We start from the raw sequence: 18,405 nt of genomic DNA, 5'->3' as shown, positions 1-18,405 counted from the left end.
TGCCATTAATTGTGCAAAAATCATTCACTTATTGACTAAAAGACTAACATTATTATGGTTCAGGCATTTGCATCACTAAAAAGCTATTTAGACAGTCAAGTACTGGGGCAACCAGCACTGACCGAAGGGATCTTGTTGGCCTTACTGGCCAATGGTCATTTATTAGTAGAAGGGCCACCGGGGTTAGCGAAAACGCGCGCCGTAAACGCGCTGGCACAGGGTGTAGAAGCCGAATTTCATCGGATCCAATTTACCCCAGATTTACTGCCCGCTGATTTAACCGGTACCGATATTTATCGACCAGAGACCGGTCAGTTTGCTTTTCAATCAGGCCCATTGTTTCACAATATTATTTTGGCGGATGAAATTAACCGTGCGCCCGCCAAGGTGCAATCTGCCTTATTGGAAGCGATGGCCGAAAAACAAGTTACCGTTGGGCGTAATACCTACCCTTTACCGGAATTGTTTTTAGTGATGGCCACACAAAACCCACTTGAGCAAGAAGGCACATACCCCTTACCAGAAGCACAACTCGACCGCTTCTTACTGCATTTAAAAGTGGATTATCCTGATAGCCAAACCGAATTAGCCATTTTGCGCCTAACCCGCGCCGAAGCTCGGCACGAAGCGGCTGCTGCAGCAAAGCCGATAAGCCAAGCAGAAATCTTTGCCGCCCGCCAAGCAATTTTAAAGTTACACCTTTCCGAAAGCCTTGAACATTATATGGTGCAGTTAATTATGGCGAGTCGCCAACCTGCCGCTTACAGCAGTAAACTGGCCAGTTGGATTGGCTATGGCGCCAGCCCACGCGCTACCATCGCATTAGATCGCTGTGCCCGTGCCCGTGCTTGGTTGCAAGAGCGTGATTTTGTGACGCCTGAAGATATTCAAGCGGTGTTTCATAATGTGATGCGCCACCGCTTAATTCTGACCTATGCCGCTGAAGCAGAGGGCATCAGCACCGATCATGTGCTCGATGAAATTTTACAGCAGGTCGCTGTGCCATAAATGAACATCCCAGAAACCACGCCTTCACAATGGTTAGCAACCCTACAAGCCAGCGGTTACCAACTTGGTTTAGCTGAGCTGTTGTGGTATCAACGCCATACGCAACTTTTGGATCTGCGCCCAACGATTGCCATTCAAAGCAAATTGGCCGGCAGTTATTTGGCCAAAAGCAAAGGTCGCGGCATGGAGTTTGACGAAGTGAGGCATTATCAGCCTGGTGATGACGTGCGAGCGATTGACTGGCGTGTTACCGCACGGACCGGCAAGGTGCACACCAAGCTATTTCGTGAAGAAAAAGAGCGGCCGGTGTTTATTCTTACCGATCTGAGCAGCAGTATGCGCTTTGGTTCCACCTTGTTATTAAAATCTATTCAAGCTGCGCATCTCGCTTCGGTGATCAGTTGGCACAGCAAAGCACATGGCGATAAACTTGGCGGCATTGTCTTTAGTCAGCAGCAACATCGTTTACTCAAGCCGGCCAGTCGCACCCGTGGCGTACTGCGCTACCTGCAAGCCTTAGTCGATGTGCACCAAGCCGTCACCCCTGACCAAGGGTTATCCTTAGCGCAAGCGCTGGCCGAGGTACGCCGCTTGTTACGCCCGGGCAGTTTGTTGTATGTGCTGTCTGACTATAACGCTTTAGATGATGAAGCGATGCGCCATTTACAGCTGATCCGACAGCATAATGAAGTGCATTGCTGTCAATTGGTCGACCCGCTAGAACAACAACTGCCTGCCAAAGCGCAAGGCTCTGCCTTGGTGCAAGCCAATGCAGAGCCACTGTTAGTAGCACTTGGCGATCGCAAGCTGCAGCAACGCTATCAACAACAGCAACAACAAACCATGCAAAAAATGCAACAGCAACTCCAACAACTCGGCTGTAAATGGCTTAGTATCAGCAGTGCTGAACCATTATTAACCCAATTGTCGAGGGGTTATCATGGCCGATAAACACGATTTACTGCCGCAATTAGCAGATATTTATGAGCCTGAACTAGCCAGCAGTATGTTGCCACCACTGGGTTATTGGTTGCTCGCCTTGCTGGCATTAACGTTATTAGCCGCTTTATTATTTTGGCGCTATCGGGCAAAGCAGCAATCGCGGGTGAAACGCGCAGCACTGGCCGAATTGGCACAAATTGATTGGCAATCGCCGCAAGCCGCCACCGAATTAAATGTGCTGTTAAAACGGCTGTTAAAGCACTATCAACCTAGCCACCCGCTGTTAAGCGCCAGCACCGAGCAATGGCAAGCTTTTTTACAACAGCAATTACCGGCGCAGTTGCCGCTTCCGCCTTTGGCCACGCTGCTTTATCAAGCACCTGGGCCAGATAAAACGGCACAGCAACAGCAATTTTGGCTGGCAACCCAGCACATCATTAAACAATTAGATCCTGTACAAGGGTTTACTTCATTTAAGCAAGGCGGCACCCATGCTTGATCTCGCTTACCCTTGGTTATTATTAGCCTTGCCGTTACCGCTGCTGCTTAAGAAAAAACCGCAGCGCAATGGCAGTGCCCTTAATTTACCGGCTTTAGCTAAACTAGGCAGTGCCAATCAAGCCAAAGCCGAGCAGCGGAACGTCAGTCATTTTTTATTGGCGGTGATTTGGCTGTTATTAGTGATCAGTGCCACGCAGCCACGCTGGTTGGATGAACCGGTAAGCTTGCCACAGCCTGGGCGCGAACTCATGTTAGCGATTGATTTATCCGGCTCAATGGATATCCCCGATATGCGATTGGAGATGGGAAATACCACCCGATTAAAAGCCATGAAAGTGGTGTTGGGTGAATTTATTCAAGCGCGTCAAGGAGATCGTATTGGTTTAGTGCTATTTGCCGATGCCGCTTTTCAGCAAACCCCGCTGACGTTTGACCTAGCCACAGTGCAGCAATTTCTTGATGATGCCGTTATCGGGCTGGTTGGGCAACGCACTGCCATTGGTGAGGCCATTGGCTTAACGGTAAAACGCTTTAATAATTTTGAGACCAGCAATAAAGTGCTGATTTTACTCAGTGATGGTGCAAACAATGCTGGCGATATTCAACCCCGAGAAGCATTGCAACTGGCTAAAGCGGCGGGCGTAAAAATTTACACGGTGGGGCTAGGTGCAGAACAAATGATCCAGCAAAGCCTGTTCGGACAGCGCAATATCAATCCGTCGCAAGATTTAGATGAGCCCTTGTTGATAGAATTAGCTGAAAGCACCGGCGGACGTTACTTTCGTGCTCGTAGCCCGCAAGAATTACGAGAAATTTATCAGTTATTAGATGAACTCGAACCGATTGAGCGTGAAGAGCTGACCTTTCGGCCACAGCGCAGCCTGTTGCATTATCCGCTGGCCCTCGCCTTGCTTTGTTCATGCTTTTTAGCGGTTCGGCGTATCAATTGGTCTGGAGTAACGAAAGATGTTCGCTGACTTTCATTTTTTACGACCTTATTGGTTACTGGCGCTGCTGCCACTGGCACTTCTTTGCTGGTTACTGCAAAAGCGGCGACAAGACACTAGCCCGTGGCAACAACTGATTGCCCCGCATTTGCAGCATGTGATGTTGTTGGGCCAACATATTCAGCAACGTCAACCTTGGGCGCTACCACTGTTAGCCAGCTGTTGGTTGCTGACCGTATTAGCGTTAAGTGGCCCCAGCTGGCAGAAACTGCCGCAACCGGCATTAACAGTGAAAAAAGCCACAGTTTTAGTCATGGATATGTCGTTATCAATGCGGGCAACAGATCTCACGCCCGATCGCCTGACACAGCAACGCTTTAAAGCTTTAGATTTCATTGATTTGCTGCAAGAAGGTGATTTGGGTTTAATCAGTTACGCCGCCGATGCCTTTGTCATTTCACCACTGACGCCGGATCATAATAATATCCGCCTGCAAATTCCTACCCTACGGCCAGAATTAATGCCCGCTCAGGGCTCTAATGTGCTACGCGCGCTAGAGCAAGCCGCCGAGTTATTAGAACAAGCCGGTTATCCCAGCGGTGAAATTGTACTGTTTACCGACGGCTTTGATGCTGACAGTTATCAGTCTATTCAGCAATTACTTAACAATTGGCCACATCAATTAGCCATCATGGCTTTTGGTCAAGCCGAAGGTGCAGTGGTGCGTTTAGAAAATGGCGAACTGCTAAAAAATGCTCAAGGCGGTGTTGTGATGCCTCGTGTCCCTCTTGAACAACTGCGCGTTCTCGCTCGCCAAGCCGGCGGAAGCTTAGTGCAAGCCGGTGCCGATAATGCGGATTTACAACAACTACTTAAACAAAACCAACAGCAATATGATGACAGACAGCCACAGCCCCTGATGACAGGCGATCAATGGCAAGACAATGCTGTTTATTTGGTATGGTTACTCTTACCCTTAGCACTATGGCTAGCGCGTAAAGCACCCATTTTAGTGATTTTGCCCTTGTTATATCTGCCACCAGCAGATGCCGTAAGTTGGCGTGATTTATGGCAAACAAGACAACAGCAAGCCGTAGAGGATTATCAACAGCAAGACTATCAACAAGCTCAACAGAAGTTTCGTGATCCTTTATGGCAAGGTAACGCCGCTTACCGCGCCGAAGATTATGCCGCAGCAGCAGAAGCCTATCAGCGAGCCAGCAACGACGCCCCCTCCGTTGATAGCTGGCACAATTTAGGTAATGCCTTAGCGATGCAACAGCAATATGAAGCTGCTTTAGCGGCTTACGAGCAAGCACTGGCGCTTGACGGCGAGGCGCCATCACCGGCGGCCAATGCTGAGCTAATGCGCAAGTTGTTACAACAACAAGAGCAAGAACAACAACAACAACAGGATCAGCAACAGCAAGATAAACAACAAGGTCAGCAAGACGGCGATGCTGCCGACGACGCGTCATCTGAAAAGCAAGACGCTGAAGAGTCGGCTGAGTCCGAGCAAAACTCAGCAGAAGATGGCAGTGCCGGTGATAGCAGCGCACAAGCCGAGCAAAATGCTGAACAGCAAGAAGACGCCGCACAACGAGAGCAACAAGCCGCGCAGCAAGCAACAGAACAGCAACCCGGCGACGAACCGCCAAGCAATAAACAGCAAGTTGTTACTGAAAACTGGCCCAATGCCACGCCAGAACAACAACAAGAGCTAGAAAATCTGCTGCGCAAAGTACAAGACGATCCGGGTATTTTACTGCGCAATAGAATGTTATTAGAACATCAGAAACGTCGTACTCAACCCCCTCCAGGAGCTCGTCAGGAATGGTGACATCGGTATTTAATAGCTTTATTTTTCTGTTACTGGTTATGAGCATGCCGCTAGCGGCCTTTAGTTCACTGACCAGTGAAGTGGATAAAAACCCGGCACTGGCCGGTGAAGCCATCACCTTGGTTGTCACGGCAGATAGCCGTTTATCGGCTGACGCCTTAAATTATCGGCAGTTAGAGCAAAACTTCCGCGTAATGGCACCGTCGGTTAGCCAAAGCAGGCAAATTATTAACGGCCAAAGCAGCCAAAGTACCCGCTGGTCACTAACCTTATTTCCGCTTAACAGCGGCGTGTTCACTATTCCGGCCTTTGAAATTAACGGTATTCGTTCTTTACCCCTCACCGTCGAAGTATTAGACCAACCCATAAAAAAAGATGCCTCACGCGAGCTGTTTGTTGAAGCCAATTTAATTGCCACCAATAACGTCTATGTGCAACAAATGTTGTATTACGATGTGGTGATTTATTTTAGCGGTGATTTACAGCGCGGCACCTTAACTGAACCGCAACTCGAAGGTGCTGAGATTAAACGAGTGGGTCAAGATGCCGAAGGCAGCGCTATCGTTAATGGTGTGCGTTATCGCACTATTACCCGTCGTTATAGTGTTATCCCGCAGCGCAGCGGAGATATGGTGATTAACCCGCCGGTATTTACCGGTGAAGTGATTGATCGCGATAACAGCAACTACAATTATTTTGCCCGCAGTAAAACCGTGATGCAGGAAGCCAACCCCATTACCCTGCAGGTATTACCTCAACCAGATAATTTCCCTGGAAATTGGCTTGTCGCCGGTTTAGTCACACTGACAGAAGAGTGGCAACCCAATAACACCGAATTAGTGGTCGGCGAGCCAGTTACGCGGATCATTACCTTATCGGCAGTCGATGTGTCGCCCAGTCAATTACCCGAGTTATCTCAGCAACTGCCCGCGCAATTACGCTCATATGATGAACAGCCGCAAAGTGTCGGCGCTGAACGGAATGGCCGTTTGGTCGCGCAAAAAGTCTTTACCACGGCTTTAATTGCTAATGCTGAGGGGGAAGTCACACTGCCAGAAATTAGTTTGGCTTGGTGGAATAGCCAAACGGATCAATTACAAACTACAGTGTTACCTGCACGTACATTCAAGGTTATTGCAGCAGCAGGTGCTACACCTACTGCCAACACGCTGCCTGCGCCAATGGCTACCACACCGTCAGTGGCTAGCAACCCTTGGCAATGGAATTACACCTCAAGCTTAATCAGCCTGCTCTGGCTTGCATCAATGCTGATCGCGCTTTACTTTTTAAAATCACGGTCTGCGCAACCAGCAGCTTTAAACACAGTACGCAGCGCCAAAGTGATGGCGGATAATCGCTTGCTACAACAAGCCTGTGCCGTAGGTGATGCAGCAACAGCGGCACAGCAATTACTCCTTTGGGGGCAACAGCAATTTGGCACTTCGATCCGCTCTTTAGGGCAGTTAATGGGCCACCTACAAGATGAGGCGTTATTAGCCGAGTTAAAGCAGCTGGAACAACAACTGTACAGTAACACCGACAGCCCGTGGCAGGGCAACAGCCTTTATCAGCAATGGCGGCAATGGCAAGCGCCAGCAAAACAGCATACGCCGCAAGGGCTGGCGTCACTTTATCCTTGATAAATTGCGGTTAACCCCATAATAACGTACTGAAAACCCAAAGCCCCTGTATTAGCTACCGGGGCTTTACGTTAGAATGACCAAGAGCTGAGACCGCGTTACTGAAAATGACTGGTATCTAAGCAGCCTAGTTGTTAACATTTAAAGTGATTTGACTTTTGCTGATGGGGATCGAAACGGTTGTCGCGTCAGCAAACGTCAGCTCAATCATCATTATCGCGAGATACTCTCAAGGTTAATCACCTGGTCAGTTAACCTCGCTGTAATGCCAAATAAAACTAAAAAAGGAGCTCGCGTAGTGGAAACTGCCACCCTAATATCTTTGGGTATTTATTTTCTTGCCATGATCGGCATCGGTTTATATTCCTACAATGCCACAGATAATGATGTTTCAGGCTATATGCTCGGTGGTCGTAAACTCGGTCCTGGCGTGACAGCGCTCTCTGCCGGTGCCTCTGATATGAGTGGTTGGATGTTAATGGGCTTACCCGGCGCCATGTATGTTTCTGGCCTTAGTAGCACCTGGATAGCGGTCGGTTTATTAATTGGTGCTCTACTGAACTACCTGATTGTTGCGCCAAGGCTGCGGGTGTATACCGAAATAGCCAATGATGCGATTACCATTCCGGATTACTTTGAAAAACGTTTTGAAGACAAAACGCGCATGCTGCGTATTGTCTCTTCTTTAGTTATCGTTATTTTCTTTACGCTGTACACCTCTTCAGGTGTCGTGGGCGGCGGTAAATTATTCGAAAGCTCGTTTAATCTTAACTACGAACTGGGCCTGTATATTACCGCGGGCGTAGTGGTTATTTACACCCTGATTGGCGGCTTTATGGCGGTTAGCATTACCGACTTTGTGCAAGGCTGCTTAATGTTTATCGCTCTGGTATTAGTGCCTATCGTGGCGATCGATCACCTTGGCGGGATCAGTGAAGTTAACCAAATTGTCACTAACATCAACCCTGATTTAATGAATTGGGTAGCCGGCAGTTCAAGTTCTGGGAATCATCTCAGCGCTCAGTTGGGGCTTGGGCTATTTTGGCCAGCCGCATATCATCGTACGCTTTATGGCTATCCGTTCGGTTAAAGATATCAAAATGGCTCGTCGTATAGGCATGAGCTGGATGTTTGTGACCATCGTCGGTGCCATTACTACCGGTTTTGTGGGTATTGCTTATGTGGCGAAAACCAAAATGGACATCGCCGATCCTGAAACCATCTTTATTGTCTTCTCACAGTTTTTATTCCATCCGCTGATCAGTGGTTTTTTACTAGCGGCTATTTTAGCGGCCATTATGAGTACCATCTCATCACAGCTGTTGGTAACGTCGAGCTCGTTAACCGAAGACTTTTATAAAACCTTTGTGAATCGCAGCGCCACCCAAACAGAATTAGTGGTGGTGGGTCGTTTATCGGTATTATTAGTGGCCTTAGTGGCTATCGCGCTAGCCTACGATCGCGATAGTTCAGTACTGCAATTAGTAAGCAATGCTTGGGCCGGTTTTGGTGCGGCCTTTGGCCCTCTGATTATCATGAGCTTGTATTGGCCACGCATGACGTTTGCCGGTGCGCTTAGCGGAATTATTGTTGGTGCGGGCACCGTATTATTGTGGATCTACTTACCTATCAGCATTAATGGTCAAACGCTAAGTGCGACCATGTACGAAATTGTACCAGGGGTGATCCTCAGTACTTTAGCCATTATTGTTGTCAGTTTAATGGGTAGAATGCCATCAGAAAGTGTACAGCAGATGTTCACTAAGATGCTCACCACCCTAAAAGCAAACACTTAATGCGCTTTAATCGAAACAGCCAGTGACAAAACAGGCTGTTTTTACTGATTGTGCTGAAGATACGCTGGCTTTCATAGCCAGCGTTTTGTTACATTAAGCAAAGTTTACTTGTCGGAGAAACCTCACGAATGTTTTTTTATGCCGCTCGCCAACCCATCTTGGACCGTAATAAAGCGCTCTTCGGCTACGAATTGCTATTTCGGGATGGCGTCGATAACGCATTTCCAGACATTGATGGTGATGAAGCCACGTCAAAAATGATTGAAGGCAGTCAATTTGCTTTTGGTTTAGACGACTTTCTGGGCGATAAGCCGGGCTTTATCAACTTCACACTAGAAACACTGCTAAAAAAATACCCCAGTATGCTGCCAAAAGAACAGGTAGTCATTGAAGTACTCGAAACGGTGCAACCGGGCAAACGCCTGCTAGCAGAATGCCAGCAACTTAAAGAGCAAGGCTATGTTTTGGCACTCGACGATTACGAGCATAAACATGTTTGGCGGCATTTTTACCCTTATATTGATATTATCAAAATCGATTTTCGCAGCACCAATAGCGAACAAATTGAAGAGATAAAAACGGCGATTGCCGACTTTCCGAACATCAAGTTATTAGCCGAAAAAGTAGAAACTATTGAAGAGTTTCAACAAGCTATGGATCAAGGTTTTGCCTACTTCCAAGGTTACTTTTTCTCTAAACCGGAAATGATGCAAGCCAAAGCGCTTTCTCCTTCACAATTGGCTTTAGCTGAGCTGTTATATGAAACATCAAAGGCCGATATGGATTTAGTGCAAATTGCCGAAGTGTTTAAACGCGATGTGACGCTTTCATATAAGCTATTACGTTATAGTAACTCGGCCATTTTCCGCCGCCGCACTGAAATTGATACCATCAAGCATGCCATCGTAGTGCTTGGTCAAGTTGAGTTAAAGAAATTTTTATCCTTATTATTTACCGCGCAAATCAGTACCGACAAACCGGCTGAACTGATGCGAATGGCCATGACTCGGGCAAACTTTGCTGAAGGCTTAGCGGCATTATCGGGCACAGTACCGTTAGAAAAAGCTTTCTTAACCGGGATGATGTCGTTAATGGATGCGATTTTAGATGAGTCAATTGAAAGCGTGATGGAAAAATTACCGCTGTCAGCTGATATCAAAGACGCATTAGTGAATAAAGAAGGCGTGCTTGCCGATTATATTCGCTTAATTGAGTATTACGAAACGGCGCACTGGACGGAAGCGACGAGCACTATCAAACACCTGAATTTACCGGTTGAGAAAGTACCGGATGCGTATCATCAGGCTGTGCAATGGGCTAACGAACAAATGAAAGCCTTAGGCGAAATCGCCTAAGGCTTTGCTTTAACCCTTAGTCAAAACTGACATATTGCGCCACGCGTGCCGCCAGTTTTGGGCCAATGCCTTTTACTTTGGTCAGATCCGCTTCATTGCTAATAGCACCATTTTCATTAATGTGCGCCACTATCGCTTCTGCTTTCACTTTGCCTAAACCTGGCACGGCAACCAATTGCTCTACACTGGCTTGATTCAAGCGTAATTTAGTGGTCGCTTGGCTAGCGGTCGCTTTAGTCACTTCTTGAACATTACTATTGGCTAAACTGTGGTTAGCTACCAATACGGCAGTAGCTAGCAATGTGGCAACAATAACATTTTTCATAACAGCTTTCCTCCCGAAATGGCTGGATGCCGCAGCAGTAAACACTGACATAACCTTACTTACCTACCAGAGTCGGTAGCCGCTGGTAGCTACAACATTCGCAAAGCGGACATCGCAAGCAAAATTACCGACCGCATTAAATCTAGACGCAGAAAAATATTTTGCAACTTTATTTTAAAAAATTTAATTAAATAGCTACATTCACATTCAGGTTGAATTAAGCCATCAACGCCTATTCTTCGCACATTGCTGATTGCCGCCACTAGAATATTTCAGTACATTAGCAAGAATACACAAACAGATTATGAAGTTAGACATAAATCAGCGGTTAGCTTATGCCAATCACAGCGTATTACTTTGTGGCTTCTACAGTTTAAACAAGGCCTGTAGTTAACACACCTTACCAGTCGTAGCGGTGTTCCACACTGTCTAGGGGGTTGAATAATATGACAAAAATACTCACGATTTTACTTAGTTGCAGTTTGCTGCTGGTGCTTGTTGCGCCCTTGCAAGCAAACGATAGCGCTATGTTGTTGAGTGATAACAAAGAACCTGCAAAACAACCCACTTTATTACCCACAAAAGACATTACGAAAGAAACTGCAGCGCAACTCGCAAAACAACGTTTTCCTGGCCGTATCCTCAAAGTTAGAGCAGAATCTCGACAATATCGTGTACGAGTAATGCAAGATGATGGTCGAGTTGTTAATGTTATTGTCGATGGCCGCAGCGGCCGTGTTAAAAGGGAAGATTAAGCATGCGAGTTTTAGTCATCGAAGATGAAAAATTATTAGCCAAGCAAATTAAGAACGACCTGCTACAACAACAATTTAGTGTTGATCTGGCGGTAGATGGTGCCGAAGGTTGGTTTAAATTATCCGAATATCCTTATGATCTGGCCATTATTGATTTGGGTTTACCCAAGTTAGACGGCTTATCGGTGATCCGCAAAGCGCGTAAACAAGAATTAAAAACCCCCATCATCATTTTAACAGCGCGCGGCAGCTGGCAAGAAAAAGTGGAAGGTTTAGATGCTGGTGCTGATGATTATTTAACGAAACCCTTTCACAATGAAGAGTTATTAGCCCGTTGTAACGCACTGATCCGCCGCGCAGCCGGTCAACCGGATCCAACTCTGAGCTCGGGCCCAATTTCTTTAAATAGCCGCACACAACAGGTGTGGCTGGGTGAAAACGAAGTGAGTTTAACCGCCTATGAATATAAAGTGCTAGAGTACTTTATGCTCAACCCAGGTAAGGTGATCTCTAAAACTGAACTAACCGAGCACATCTACGATCAAGACTTTGATTTAGACAGTAATGTTATTGAAGTTTTTGTACTGCGGTTACGTAAAAAACTCGACCCCGATGCTGAGTTAAAACCGATCGAAACACTGCGTGGTCGGGGTTATCGCTTTAATTTACAAGTGAGTAAATGAGAGTTATCCCTCTTAAGCTCCGTCAAGGGCTGGTAAGCGCAGTTTTATTAGTATTGCTGCTGCCCAGCTCTTTTTTGGCTATTGAGCAAGCCTTTCACACGCAGCTATTAACCAATGCGGAACAAAAAATGGAAGTACATATGTACGCCATTTTGTCTGAGCTTAACTTGGTTAATAACAAAATAGAATTAACCAACAACTCGCTGGCCCCAGACTTCTATCGGCCAGACTCGGGTTTAAGTGCTTATGTTACCGACGGCAAACAGCTTTTATGGCAATCCGACTCTTCGCTTAATCAAAGCTTTCGTGTGCCAGACATTACCTTAGTGCCAGGGCAGCATATTTTTTATGCTGAACAACAGCAAGACAGCCAATTTCAAATTCTCAGTATCGCTTTTTTGTTTGATTCCGGTGAAAGCGCTCGCCCGCTCGCCATTCATGTGGTGCAAACCGCAGAATTGTTACTTGCACCACACAAAAGTTTCCGCTCAACGCTATTACGTTGGTTTATTGGTATTGCACTAGGTTTATTACTGCTTAGTATTCTGGCTTATTACTGGACGACTAAACCATTAACCCGCTTAGACCATGAAATCAGACAACTTGAACGCGGTAAACAAGATCACTTAATGGGCAATTATCCGTCTGAGCTAAATGTTATTAAAGAAGATCTTAATTTATTGTTAGCCAGTCAAAACCGCCAAAAGCTGCGCTATCGTAATCATTTAAGTGACTTAGCACATGCCTTAAAAACCCCGGTAGCCGTGCTAAGAACCTCCCCTTTAGCTCAGCAGCCTGAACTAAAAGAACAAATTGACCGCATTACTGCGATGATCGAGCATCAGCTAAAAAAAGCCAGCAGCTCAGGTCAGGATATTTGGAAAAAAGAAACGCTGATCTTACCACTACTGGAAAAGCTAATTAACGCCCTACAAAAAATCTACCGTGATAAAGACTGTGAAATTGAGCTAGTGTGCAGCGAAGAGGCCTTTTTCCGTGGTGATGAAACCGATTTAATGGAAGTATTGGGTAACTTACTGGATAACGCCTGTAAAGCCAGCCGTCATCAAGTTCGGGTAACTATCGGCCAACAACCCTTTTCAATTATCGTCGAAGATGATGGCCCTGGCATTGCGAAAAAAAATCGCCAAGAGCTGTTTCAACGTGGCACACGACTCGACACCTATGTCGAAGGCCATGGCGTCGGCCTATCTATCGTCTCTGAGCTGGTAAACTCATACTCAGGCAACATTACCATCAGCGACAGTGAGTTAGGCGGTGCCTGTTTTACTCTTGTATTTAATGACGATGCCTAAATACCTAAACAAATTACTGTACTGATTGATCGCAGCGCGTTAGCGTAGCGTAAGCAGTTAAAATTAATTAAGGGTATTATTATGGATCTTAATCCGGCAACAATTAGAATCAAAAACCTGCGCTTACGCACTTACATCGGCATTAACGAAGATGAGATTGCGAACAAACAAGACGTGGTCATAAACGCTAAAATTGTTTATCGCGCTGAAACAGCCGCACAAACCGATGATATGGCTAACGCGCTAAATTATCGCACCATCACTAAACAAATTATTGCCCTGGTTGAAAACAATCGCTTTGGTTTATTAGAAAAACTCACCTCTGACGTCCTTGCTTTAGCCAGTGCGCATGCCTCTGTTAGCTACGCTGAAGTGGAAATCGACAAACCGCACGCCCTGCGTTTTGCCGATTCTGTTTCGCTAACCTTATCGGTTAACAAATAACCCGCTATACTTCAATAAAGGTTGATGTGTTACAACTGTTTGTAACAACAACGTAAGTAAGGATACCTGATATGCAGATCCTCATTACGGGCGGCACCGGCTTAATCGGCAGTGCTTTAGTAAGGCTTTGGCAAGCTGAGCATAAACTGCTTATCCTCAGCCGTACCGGCCGTAAAAGTGCTAACAGTAACATTCACTATATTAATGCCCTTTCAGAAGTGGATTTTAATACCATTGATGTGGTGGTGAACTTAGCGGGTGAGCCCATTGCGAAGCGCCGCTGGAGCGAAAAACAAAAAAACCTTATTTGCCAAAGCCGTTGGCAGCTTACTGAAGCACTTAGCAAACTGATCAGTCAAGCTTCAACGCCTCCAAAATTGCTGATCAGTGGCTCTGCTACGGGTTATTATGGCCGGCAGGGCAACACTGAGATCACCGAAGAATACGATGCTTTTTTCCCTGAATTTACCCACGATATTTGCGCGAAATGGGAAAACTTGGCGATGCAAGCCAGTAGTGATAAAACCCGCGTAGCGTTGTTACGTACAGGCATGGTGTTAGCCGAAGACGGCGGCGCACTAGCCAAAATGTTACCACCTTTTAAAATGGCATTAGGCGGGGTCATGGGCGACGGCACACAGTATATGTCGTGGATCCATTTAGACGATATGGTTAATCTTATCAACTTTATTATGCAACACGACGATATAAGCGGCCCGGTGAATGCCGTAGCACCGCGCCCAGTAACCAATAAAGTGTTTACCGCTGAATTAGCTAAACGTATAAAACGCCCTGCGGTATTACCGATGCCGGCGTTTATGGCCAGCTTGTTGTTTGGTGAAATGGCCGACATTTTGCTATACGGGCAACGCGTGGTGCCGCAAAAACTGCTAAAAGCCGGTTTTACGTTCCGCTATCCGCAGCTATCGCAGGCATTAGCCGCATTAACATTGTGACGTCAAAGCAAAAAGCCAAAAAACAAAAACCCCTAACATATGATTAGGGGTTTTTAGTTTTAGCAGTTTTTGTTGGCTTACCCAGCCATTATCCTTGTAGCACTCGGCGGATCAATACCGCACCTGGCACTTGCAATAAGCGACGTAACTGCCACCAGCCCAAAGCAGACACTAGCAGCGCACCACTGAGCGGCCCCATCCACCATAAGGCATAATGAAAACTAAAGGGTAATTCAAACAAGCGCTGTTGCAGGGTTAATAACAACACTTCTGCCAGCACTGTGGCAAACAAGCCCGCTAACGCCCCCAAAAAAGTAAACTCTAAGATTAGCGCATTGCGTAAAAAAGCATAACGCGCGCCAAGGGTACGCAATATGGCTAACTCTTGCTCGCGTTGCTCTAGGGTTGCTTGCACTTGTGCTACCAGTACCAACGCCGAAGCCAAGATAATTATCAGTAATATAAAGCTAAGTGCGACGGTGACTTGCGCAATAATGTCTTGCACCTGTTTGATTATCGCCTCGACACTTAATACGGTGACCGTGGGCATCAAACGCGCTAACTGATTAACGAGCTGATAGCGATCCGGCTCGATATAAAACGCCGTGATATAGCTAGCCGGAAAACCTGCTAACAAATCCGGGCTTAAAATCATGTAGAAATTTGGCTGCAAGCTGTTCCAATCTACCTGCCGAATGCTGCTGATCTTTGCCGAGACCATTTGCCCGCCAATAGAAAACTGCACCTGGTCATCTAATTTCAAACCTAAGCGCTCAGCGAGTTCCTGCTCTACCGACACCTCACCGCGACTTTCAGTTGAAAACCAGTTACCACTTAAGATTTTATTGGCTGTAGGTAGGGTGGATAGCCACGTTAGGTTTAACTCTCGCCCAACCCCCGTGCGTTGTTCAGTGCGATCTTCTTTTGTGGCTTCATCGCGCATTTGCTCTTGGTTCACTTGCACTAAACGCCCCCGCACCACCGGATAAAACGGCTCAGATTGCAGTTGATGCGCTTTGGCAAAGTCTGCTAATTGGCTACGCTGCGCTTCGCTGACATTCACCAGAAAGTGATTGGGAGCACCTTCTGGGATCTGCTGTTGCCACTGTCCAATTAATTCGGCGCGCACAAAATACAGCAACAACGCCAAGAACAAGGCTAAAGAAAAAGTAATTAACTGAAAGCTATTCGCCCATAACCTGCGGCGTAAATTGGCCAGTGCCAGCTTGCCAGCACTGCTTTGGCCCGCGGCTACCGGTTTAGCGGCTTTCACCATTAAGGCTGCGATTCCTAATAGCGTACCGACGAACACCCCACAAACTAAAAACAAGCCGATGCTAATTAACCATTCACCTGAAAATAGCCACATTAAACCGAATACCGCGACGGCGCCGGTGATAAATTGCCAACGATCAAACACCAGCTGCTGCACTGGTTGTTTTAGTACTTGGATAGCTGGGGTGATGGTGAGTTGCCATAAAGGCCGAGCGGCAAACAGTAAGGCACATAAAATACAGGTTAGGCTACCCAGCCATATTGGCCGCAAACTAAATTCAGGTCGAAAATCGCCAACATACAACACAATGGCCGACTCGACCCCAAGCAAAGTTAACTGCCCCAGCAATAAACCTAAGCCAAGGCTAAATAGGACCACTAGCAGTAAATGACTACAATAAATTTGCCGCACCTGTGCGGTGGTTGCGCCGAGGGCTTTGATAATAGCCACGGCTTGAGCATGCCGCTGACTATAGCGGCTAGCGGCTACGGCTGCGGCACAAGCCGCCAAAACAATACCCAGCAAGCCTGCGAGTAATAAAAAGCGCTCAGCCCGCTCTAGGGCGCCACCCACGGCGGTTTGCCGATCACGATTGCGCCAACGCTCGTGCACCGACATTAAGGGCGTTACCTCAGTAGCAAAACGGTCTAATTCAGCATTACCACCGGCAAATAAATAACGGTAACTAATACGACTGCCCGGCTGCACAATACCGGTCGCCGCCACATCGTCAATATGCATAATGACGCGCGGCGAGCCGCCAAACACACTTAAAGGCGCATCCGGTTCATTAACAATAACCCCAGCAATTTGTAAGCGGCTGCTGCCTAATTCAATGTCATCACCAACAGACACCTCAAGTAATCCCAGTAAACGCGGTTCAACCCAAATTTGCCCGGGCGTTAAACTGCCTAGTTCACCACTGAGCACGTTATTTGATTTATGCAGTATCAACTCGCCCCTTAGCGGGTAAGCAGTGTCGACAGCTTTGATTGTCGCCAATTGCATTTGTTGTTCACTAAACAGCATGGAATCGAACTGCATTTGCTGCGCCACTTGCAGCGTTTGCTGTTTAGCTAGGCTAATAATTTCTGGATTAAATGGCTGACTCGAGCCCAAAACGCGATCCGCAGCAATAAATTGCGCACTGCGCTGCTCCAGCGCCACCCGCACCGTTTGGGTAATACCACTGAGGCTTACTACGGAGAAAACGGCTAAAAACAATGCAAAAGCAATAACCCATAACTCACCACGTTTTAATTCACGCCAAAATAAGCGCCAGGCAATACTAGCCCACATGAGCAGGCTCCTCTGTTTCGACAAAACGCCCGGCTTGCATTTTTAACTGGCGCTGACAACGTGCTGCAAGTTCTGCATTGTGCGTAACTAGCACCAAGGTAGTGCCTTGCTGCTGGTTTAATTCAAACAATAAATCTTCAATACGCTGGCCGGTCGTGGCATCTAAATTGGCGGAAGGTTCATCGGCAAATAAAATAGCCGGCTGCGTAATAAAGGCGCGGGCAATCGCCACGCGTTGCTGTTCACCACCCGATAGCTGCGCTGGATAAAAATCTGCACGATCTTGTAAGCCAACTTGCTTTAACAGGGTTAACGCGCGTTGCCTTGCCTGCTTATCCCCGGCTAGCTCGGCGGGTAAAGTAATATTTTCAATAGCGGTTAAACTGGGTAGCAATAAGAACGATTGAAACACAAACCCCACATGCGCCGCGCGGATCCCGGCACGGTCATCCTCAGATAAGTTATGCAGCGGCTGCCCGGTTAAAAAAACTTCACCGGCACTGGGCACATCTAAGCCGGCCAATAAACTCAATAAGGTCGATTTGCCTGAACCAGACGCACCAACAATGGCGACAGTCTCGCCTTGATTGATTGTCAAACTAATATCATGCAGGATAGTCAGTGATCCTTCGCTAACATTCACCCGTTTAGCAAGGTTAACCGCTTTAATATGAATTTCAGGTAGTTTAGTCATGCGCATCATCTTATGTTTTGTATTGTTTATTATTAGCCAGAACGCTCTGGCCCAAAAGTTCATGATCCTTGGCGATAGCTTAAGTGCGGCTTATGGCTTACAAGAATCGCAAGGCTGGCCTGCCTTACTTGCCGAAAAAACCGAGCTCACGCTAATTAACGCCAGCATCAGTGGCGAAACCACCGGTGGCGCCCTCGCCCGTTTGCCTGCACTTCTGAAAGAACATCAACCCACTTGGGTGTTAGTTGAACTTGGCGGTAACGATGGCTTACGGGGTTTTACGCCACAGCTTATCGAAGATCAATTGCAACAAATTATTATCACAGCCAAGCAGCATAATGCCCAACCGATACTTATGCAAATACGCATTCCACCCAACTACGGACCACGTTACGTTGAGCGCTTCACCGCGATCTACCCGACACTCGCCGAGCAACATCAGATCCCGCTATGGCCGTTCTTTATGGATGAGATTGCGATTAAACCTGAACTGATGATGCAGGATGGTATTCACCCGACGGCTGAAGCACAGCCGTTGATAAGAGATATTATGCTGCCCCTGCTGGCAGAACTAGAAAGTACAATCGAGTTAACACCCACGCCTTAAACGGTTTACTACAAAACTAAG

General features: G+C 47.0%; 16 protein-coding genes and 1 pseudogene. 14 read left to right on the top strand and 3 right to left on the bottom strand.

The window, feature by feature from the left end; all coding sequences use genetic code 11:
- The first annotated feature begins 54 nt into the window (after positions 1–54).
- The 8 genes and pseudogenes from ACUJFL_RS07285 (at position 55) to ACUJFL_RS07250 (ending at position 10,029) form a co-directional block, all read left to right on the top strand.
- Positions 55–1,008, top strand: coding sequence for an AAA family ATPase (locus ACUJFL_RS07285; protein ID WP_226750848.1), 954 nt, complete (start codon positions 55–57; stop codon positions 1,006–1,008).
- Positions 1,009–1,959, top strand: coding sequence for a DUF58 domain-containing protein (locus ACUJFL_RS07280; RefSeq protein ID WP_445428863.1), 951 nt, complete (start codon positions 1,009–1,011; stop codon positions 1,957–1,959).
- Positions 1,949–2,449 carry a DUF4381 domain-containing protein gene (locus tag ACUJFL_RS07275; RefSeq protein ID WP_445428862.1) on the top strand — a complete coding sequence of 167 codons (501 nt, stop codon included), beginning with the start codon at positions 1,949–1,951 and terminating at the stop codon, positions 2,447–2,449. The genes ACUJFL_RS07280 and ACUJFL_RS07275 overlap by 11 nt, the downstream gene beginning before the upstream one ends.
- Complete coding sequence (locus ACUJFL_RS07270; RefSeq protein WP_226750845.1) at positions 2,442–3,428, top strand: vWA domain-containing protein; 987 nt, start codon at positions 2,442–2,444, stop codon at positions 3,426–3,428. Before ACUJFL_RS07275 ends, ACUJFL_RS07270 begins: the two co-directional genes overlap by 8 nt.
- A complete protein-coding gene (locus ACUJFL_RS07265; protein WP_445428861.1) occupies positions 3,418–5,238 on the top strand; it encodes a vWA domain-containing protein in 1,821 nt (606 codons plus the stop codon). The genes ACUJFL_RS07270 and ACUJFL_RS07265 overlap by 11 nt, the downstream gene beginning before the upstream one ends.
- Positions 5,232–6,878 carry a BatD family protein gene (locus ACUJFL_RS07260; protein WP_445428860.1) on the top strand — a complete coding sequence of 549 codons (1,647 nt, stop codon included), beginning with the start codon at positions 5,232–5,234 and terminating at the stop codon, positions 6,876–6,878. Before ACUJFL_RS07265 ends, ACUJFL_RS07260 begins: the two co-directional genes overlap by 7 nt.
- 265 nt (positions 6,879–7,143) lie before the next feature.
- A pseudogene (gene putP / locus ACUJFL_RS07255) lies at positions 7,144–8,674 on the top strand (sodium/proline symporter PutP).
- Between the two features lie 128 nt (positions 8,675–8,802).
- Positions 8,803–10,029, top strand: coding sequence for an EAL and HDOD domain-containing protein (locus tag ACUJFL_RS07250; protein ID WP_445428859.1), 1,227 nt, complete (start codon positions 8,803–8,805; stop codon positions 10,027–10,029).
- Positions 10,030–10,045: 16 nt separating this feature from the next.
- On the opposite strand, the gene ACUJFL_RS07245 is transcribed toward ACUJFL_RS07250, so the two are convergent.
- Entirely contained in the window at positions 10,046–10,354 is a 309-nt protein-coding gene (locus tag ACUJFL_RS07245; protein ID WP_445428858.1) for a ComEA family DNA-binding protein, read from the bottom strand.
- A gap of 446 nt (positions 10,355–10,800) precedes the next feature.
- Here ACUJFL_RS07245 and ACUJFL_RS07240 point away from each other — a divergent pair, with 446 nt between their 5' ends.
- The 5 genes from ACUJFL_RS07240 (at position 10,801) to ACUJFL_RS07220 (ending at position 14,508) form a co-directional block, all read left to right on the top strand.
- Complete coding sequence (locus ACUJFL_RS07240; RefSeq protein ID WP_445428857.1) at positions 10,801–11,109, top strand: PepSY domain-containing protein; 309 nt, start codon at positions 10,801–10,803, stop codon at positions 11,107–11,109.
- 2 nt (positions 11,110–11,111) lie between these two features.
- A complete protein-coding gene (locus ACUJFL_RS07235; protein WP_445428856.1) occupies positions 11,112–11,792 on the top strand; it encodes a response regulator transcription factor in 681 nt (226 codons plus the stop codon).
- Positions 11,789–13,108, top strand: a complete 1,320-nt coding sequence (locus tag ACUJFL_RS07230; RefSeq protein WP_445426548.1) for an ATP-binding protein — start codon at positions 11,789–11,791, stop codon at positions 13,106–13,108. Before ACUJFL_RS07235 ends, ACUJFL_RS07230 begins: the two co-directional genes overlap by 4 nt.
- 81 nt (positions 13,109–13,189) lie before the next feature.
- Positions 13,190–13,552, top strand: a complete 363-nt coding sequence (folX, locus tag ACUJFL_RS07225; protein ID WP_226750836.1) for a dihydroneopterin triphosphate 2'-epimerase — start codon at positions 13,190–13,192, stop codon at positions 13,550–13,552.
- Positions 13,553–13,623: 71 nt separating this feature from the next.
- Positions 13,624–14,508, top strand: a complete 885-nt coding sequence (locus ACUJFL_RS07220) for a TIGR01777 family oxidoreductase (protein WP_445428855.1) — start codon at positions 13,624–13,626, stop codon at positions 14,506–14,508.
- 88 nt (positions 14,509–14,596) lie between these two features.
- On the opposite strand, the gene ACUJFL_RS07215 is transcribed toward ACUJFL_RS07220, so the two are convergent.
- Both ACUJFL_RS07215 and ACUJFL_RS07210 read right to left on the bottom strand, forming a co-directional pair.
- A complete protein-coding gene (locus ACUJFL_RS07215; protein ID WP_445428854.1) occupies positions 14,597–17,083 on the bottom strand; it encodes an ABC transporter permease in 2,487 nt (828 codons plus the stop codon).
- Positions 17,073–17,777 carry an ABC transporter ATP-binding protein gene (locus ACUJFL_RS07210; RefSeq protein ID WP_445428853.1) on the bottom strand — a complete coding sequence of 235 codons (705 nt, stop codon included), beginning with the start codon at positions 17,775–17,777 and terminating at the stop codon, positions 17,073–17,075. The genes ACUJFL_RS07215 and ACUJFL_RS07210 overlap by 11 nt, the downstream gene beginning before the upstream one ends.
- Between ACUJFL_RS07210 and ACUJFL_RS07205 the strand changes: the two genes are divergently transcribed.
- Positions 17,776–18,384, top strand: a complete 609-nt coding sequence (locus ACUJFL_RS07205) for an arylesterase (RefSeq protein ID WP_445428852.1) — start codon at positions 17,776–17,778, stop codon at positions 18,382–18,384. The genes ACUJFL_RS07210 and ACUJFL_RS07205 overlap by 2 nt on opposite strands.
- The last annotated feature ends 21 nt before the right edge of the window (positions 18,385–18,405 follow it).

This window comes from Alishewanella sp. HL-SH05, from assembly GCF_052655985.1.
The sequence above is the reverse complement of the archived record's forward strand: the minus strand, read 5'-3'. Positions and strand labels throughout refer to the sequence as shown.

What these genes read in the sequence shown, in the direction of transcription:
- ACUJFL_RS07285 (WP_226750848.1), top strand. Translation starts at nt 55, where the DNA reads ATGGTTCAGGCATTTGCATCACTAAAAAGCTATTTAGACAGTCAAGTA.
- ACUJFL_RS07280 (WP_445428863.1), top strand. Translation starts at nt 1,009, where the DNA reads ATGAACATCCCAGAAACCACGCCTTCACAATGGTTAGCAACCCTACAA.
- ACUJFL_RS07275 (WP_445428862.1), top strand. Translation starts at nt 1,949, where the DNA reads ATGGCCGATAAACACGATTTACTGCCGCAATTAGCAGATATTTATGAG.
- ACUJFL_RS07270 (WP_226750845.1), top strand. Translation starts at nt 2,442, where the DNA reads ATGCTTGATCTCGCTTACCCTTGGTTATTATTAGCCTTGCCGTTACCG.
- ACUJFL_RS07265 (WP_445428861.1), top strand. Translation starts at nt 3,418, where the DNA reads ATGTTCGCTGACTTTCATTTTTTACGACCTTATTGGTTACTGGCGCTG.
- ACUJFL_RS07260 (WP_445428860.1), top strand. Translation starts at nt 5,232, where the DNA reads ATGGTGACATCGGTATTTAATAGCTTTATTTTTCTGTTACTGGTTATG.
- ACUJFL_RS07250 (WP_445428859.1), top strand. Translation starts at nt 8,803, where the DNA reads ATGTTTTTTTATGCCGCTCGCCAACCCATCTTGGACCGTAATAAAGCG.
- ACUJFL_RS07245 (WP_445428858.1), bottom strand. Translation starts at nt 10,354, where the DNA reads ATGAAAAATGTTATTGTTGCCACATTGCTAGCTACTGCCGTATTGGTA.
- ACUJFL_RS07240 (WP_445428857.1), top strand. Translation starts at nt 10,801, where the DNA reads ATGACAAAAATACTCACGATTTTACTTAGTTGCAGTTTGCTGCTGGTG.
- ACUJFL_RS07235 (WP_445428856.1), top strand. Translation starts at nt 11,112, where the DNA reads ATGCGAGTTTTAGTCATCGAAGATGAAAAATTATTAGCCAAGCAAATT.
- ACUJFL_RS07230 (WP_445426548.1), top strand. Translation starts at nt 11,789, where the DNA reads ATGAGAGTTATCCCTCTTAAGCTCCGTCAAGGGCTGGTAAGCGCAGTT.
- folX (WP_226750836.1), top strand. Translation starts at nt 13,190, where the DNA reads ATGGATCTTAATCCGGCAACAATTAGAATCAAAAACCTGCGCTTACGC.
- ACUJFL_RS07220 (WP_445428855.1), top strand. Translation starts at nt 13,624, where the DNA reads ATGCAGATCCTCATTACGGGCGGCACCGGCTTAATCGGCAGTGCTTTA.
- ACUJFL_RS07215 (WP_445428854.1), bottom strand. Translation starts at nt 17,083, where the DNA reads ATGTGGGCTAGTATTGCCTGGCGCTTATTTTGGCGTGAATTAAAACGT.
- ACUJFL_RS07205 (WP_445428852.1), top strand. Translation starts at nt 17,776, where the DNA reads ATGCGCATCATCTTATGTTTTGTATTGTTTATTATTAGCCAGAACGCT.
- ACUJFL_RS07210 (WP_445428853.1), bottom strand. Translation starts at nt 17,777, where the DNA reads ATGACTAAACTACCTGAAATTCATATTAAAGCGGTTAACCTTGCTAAA.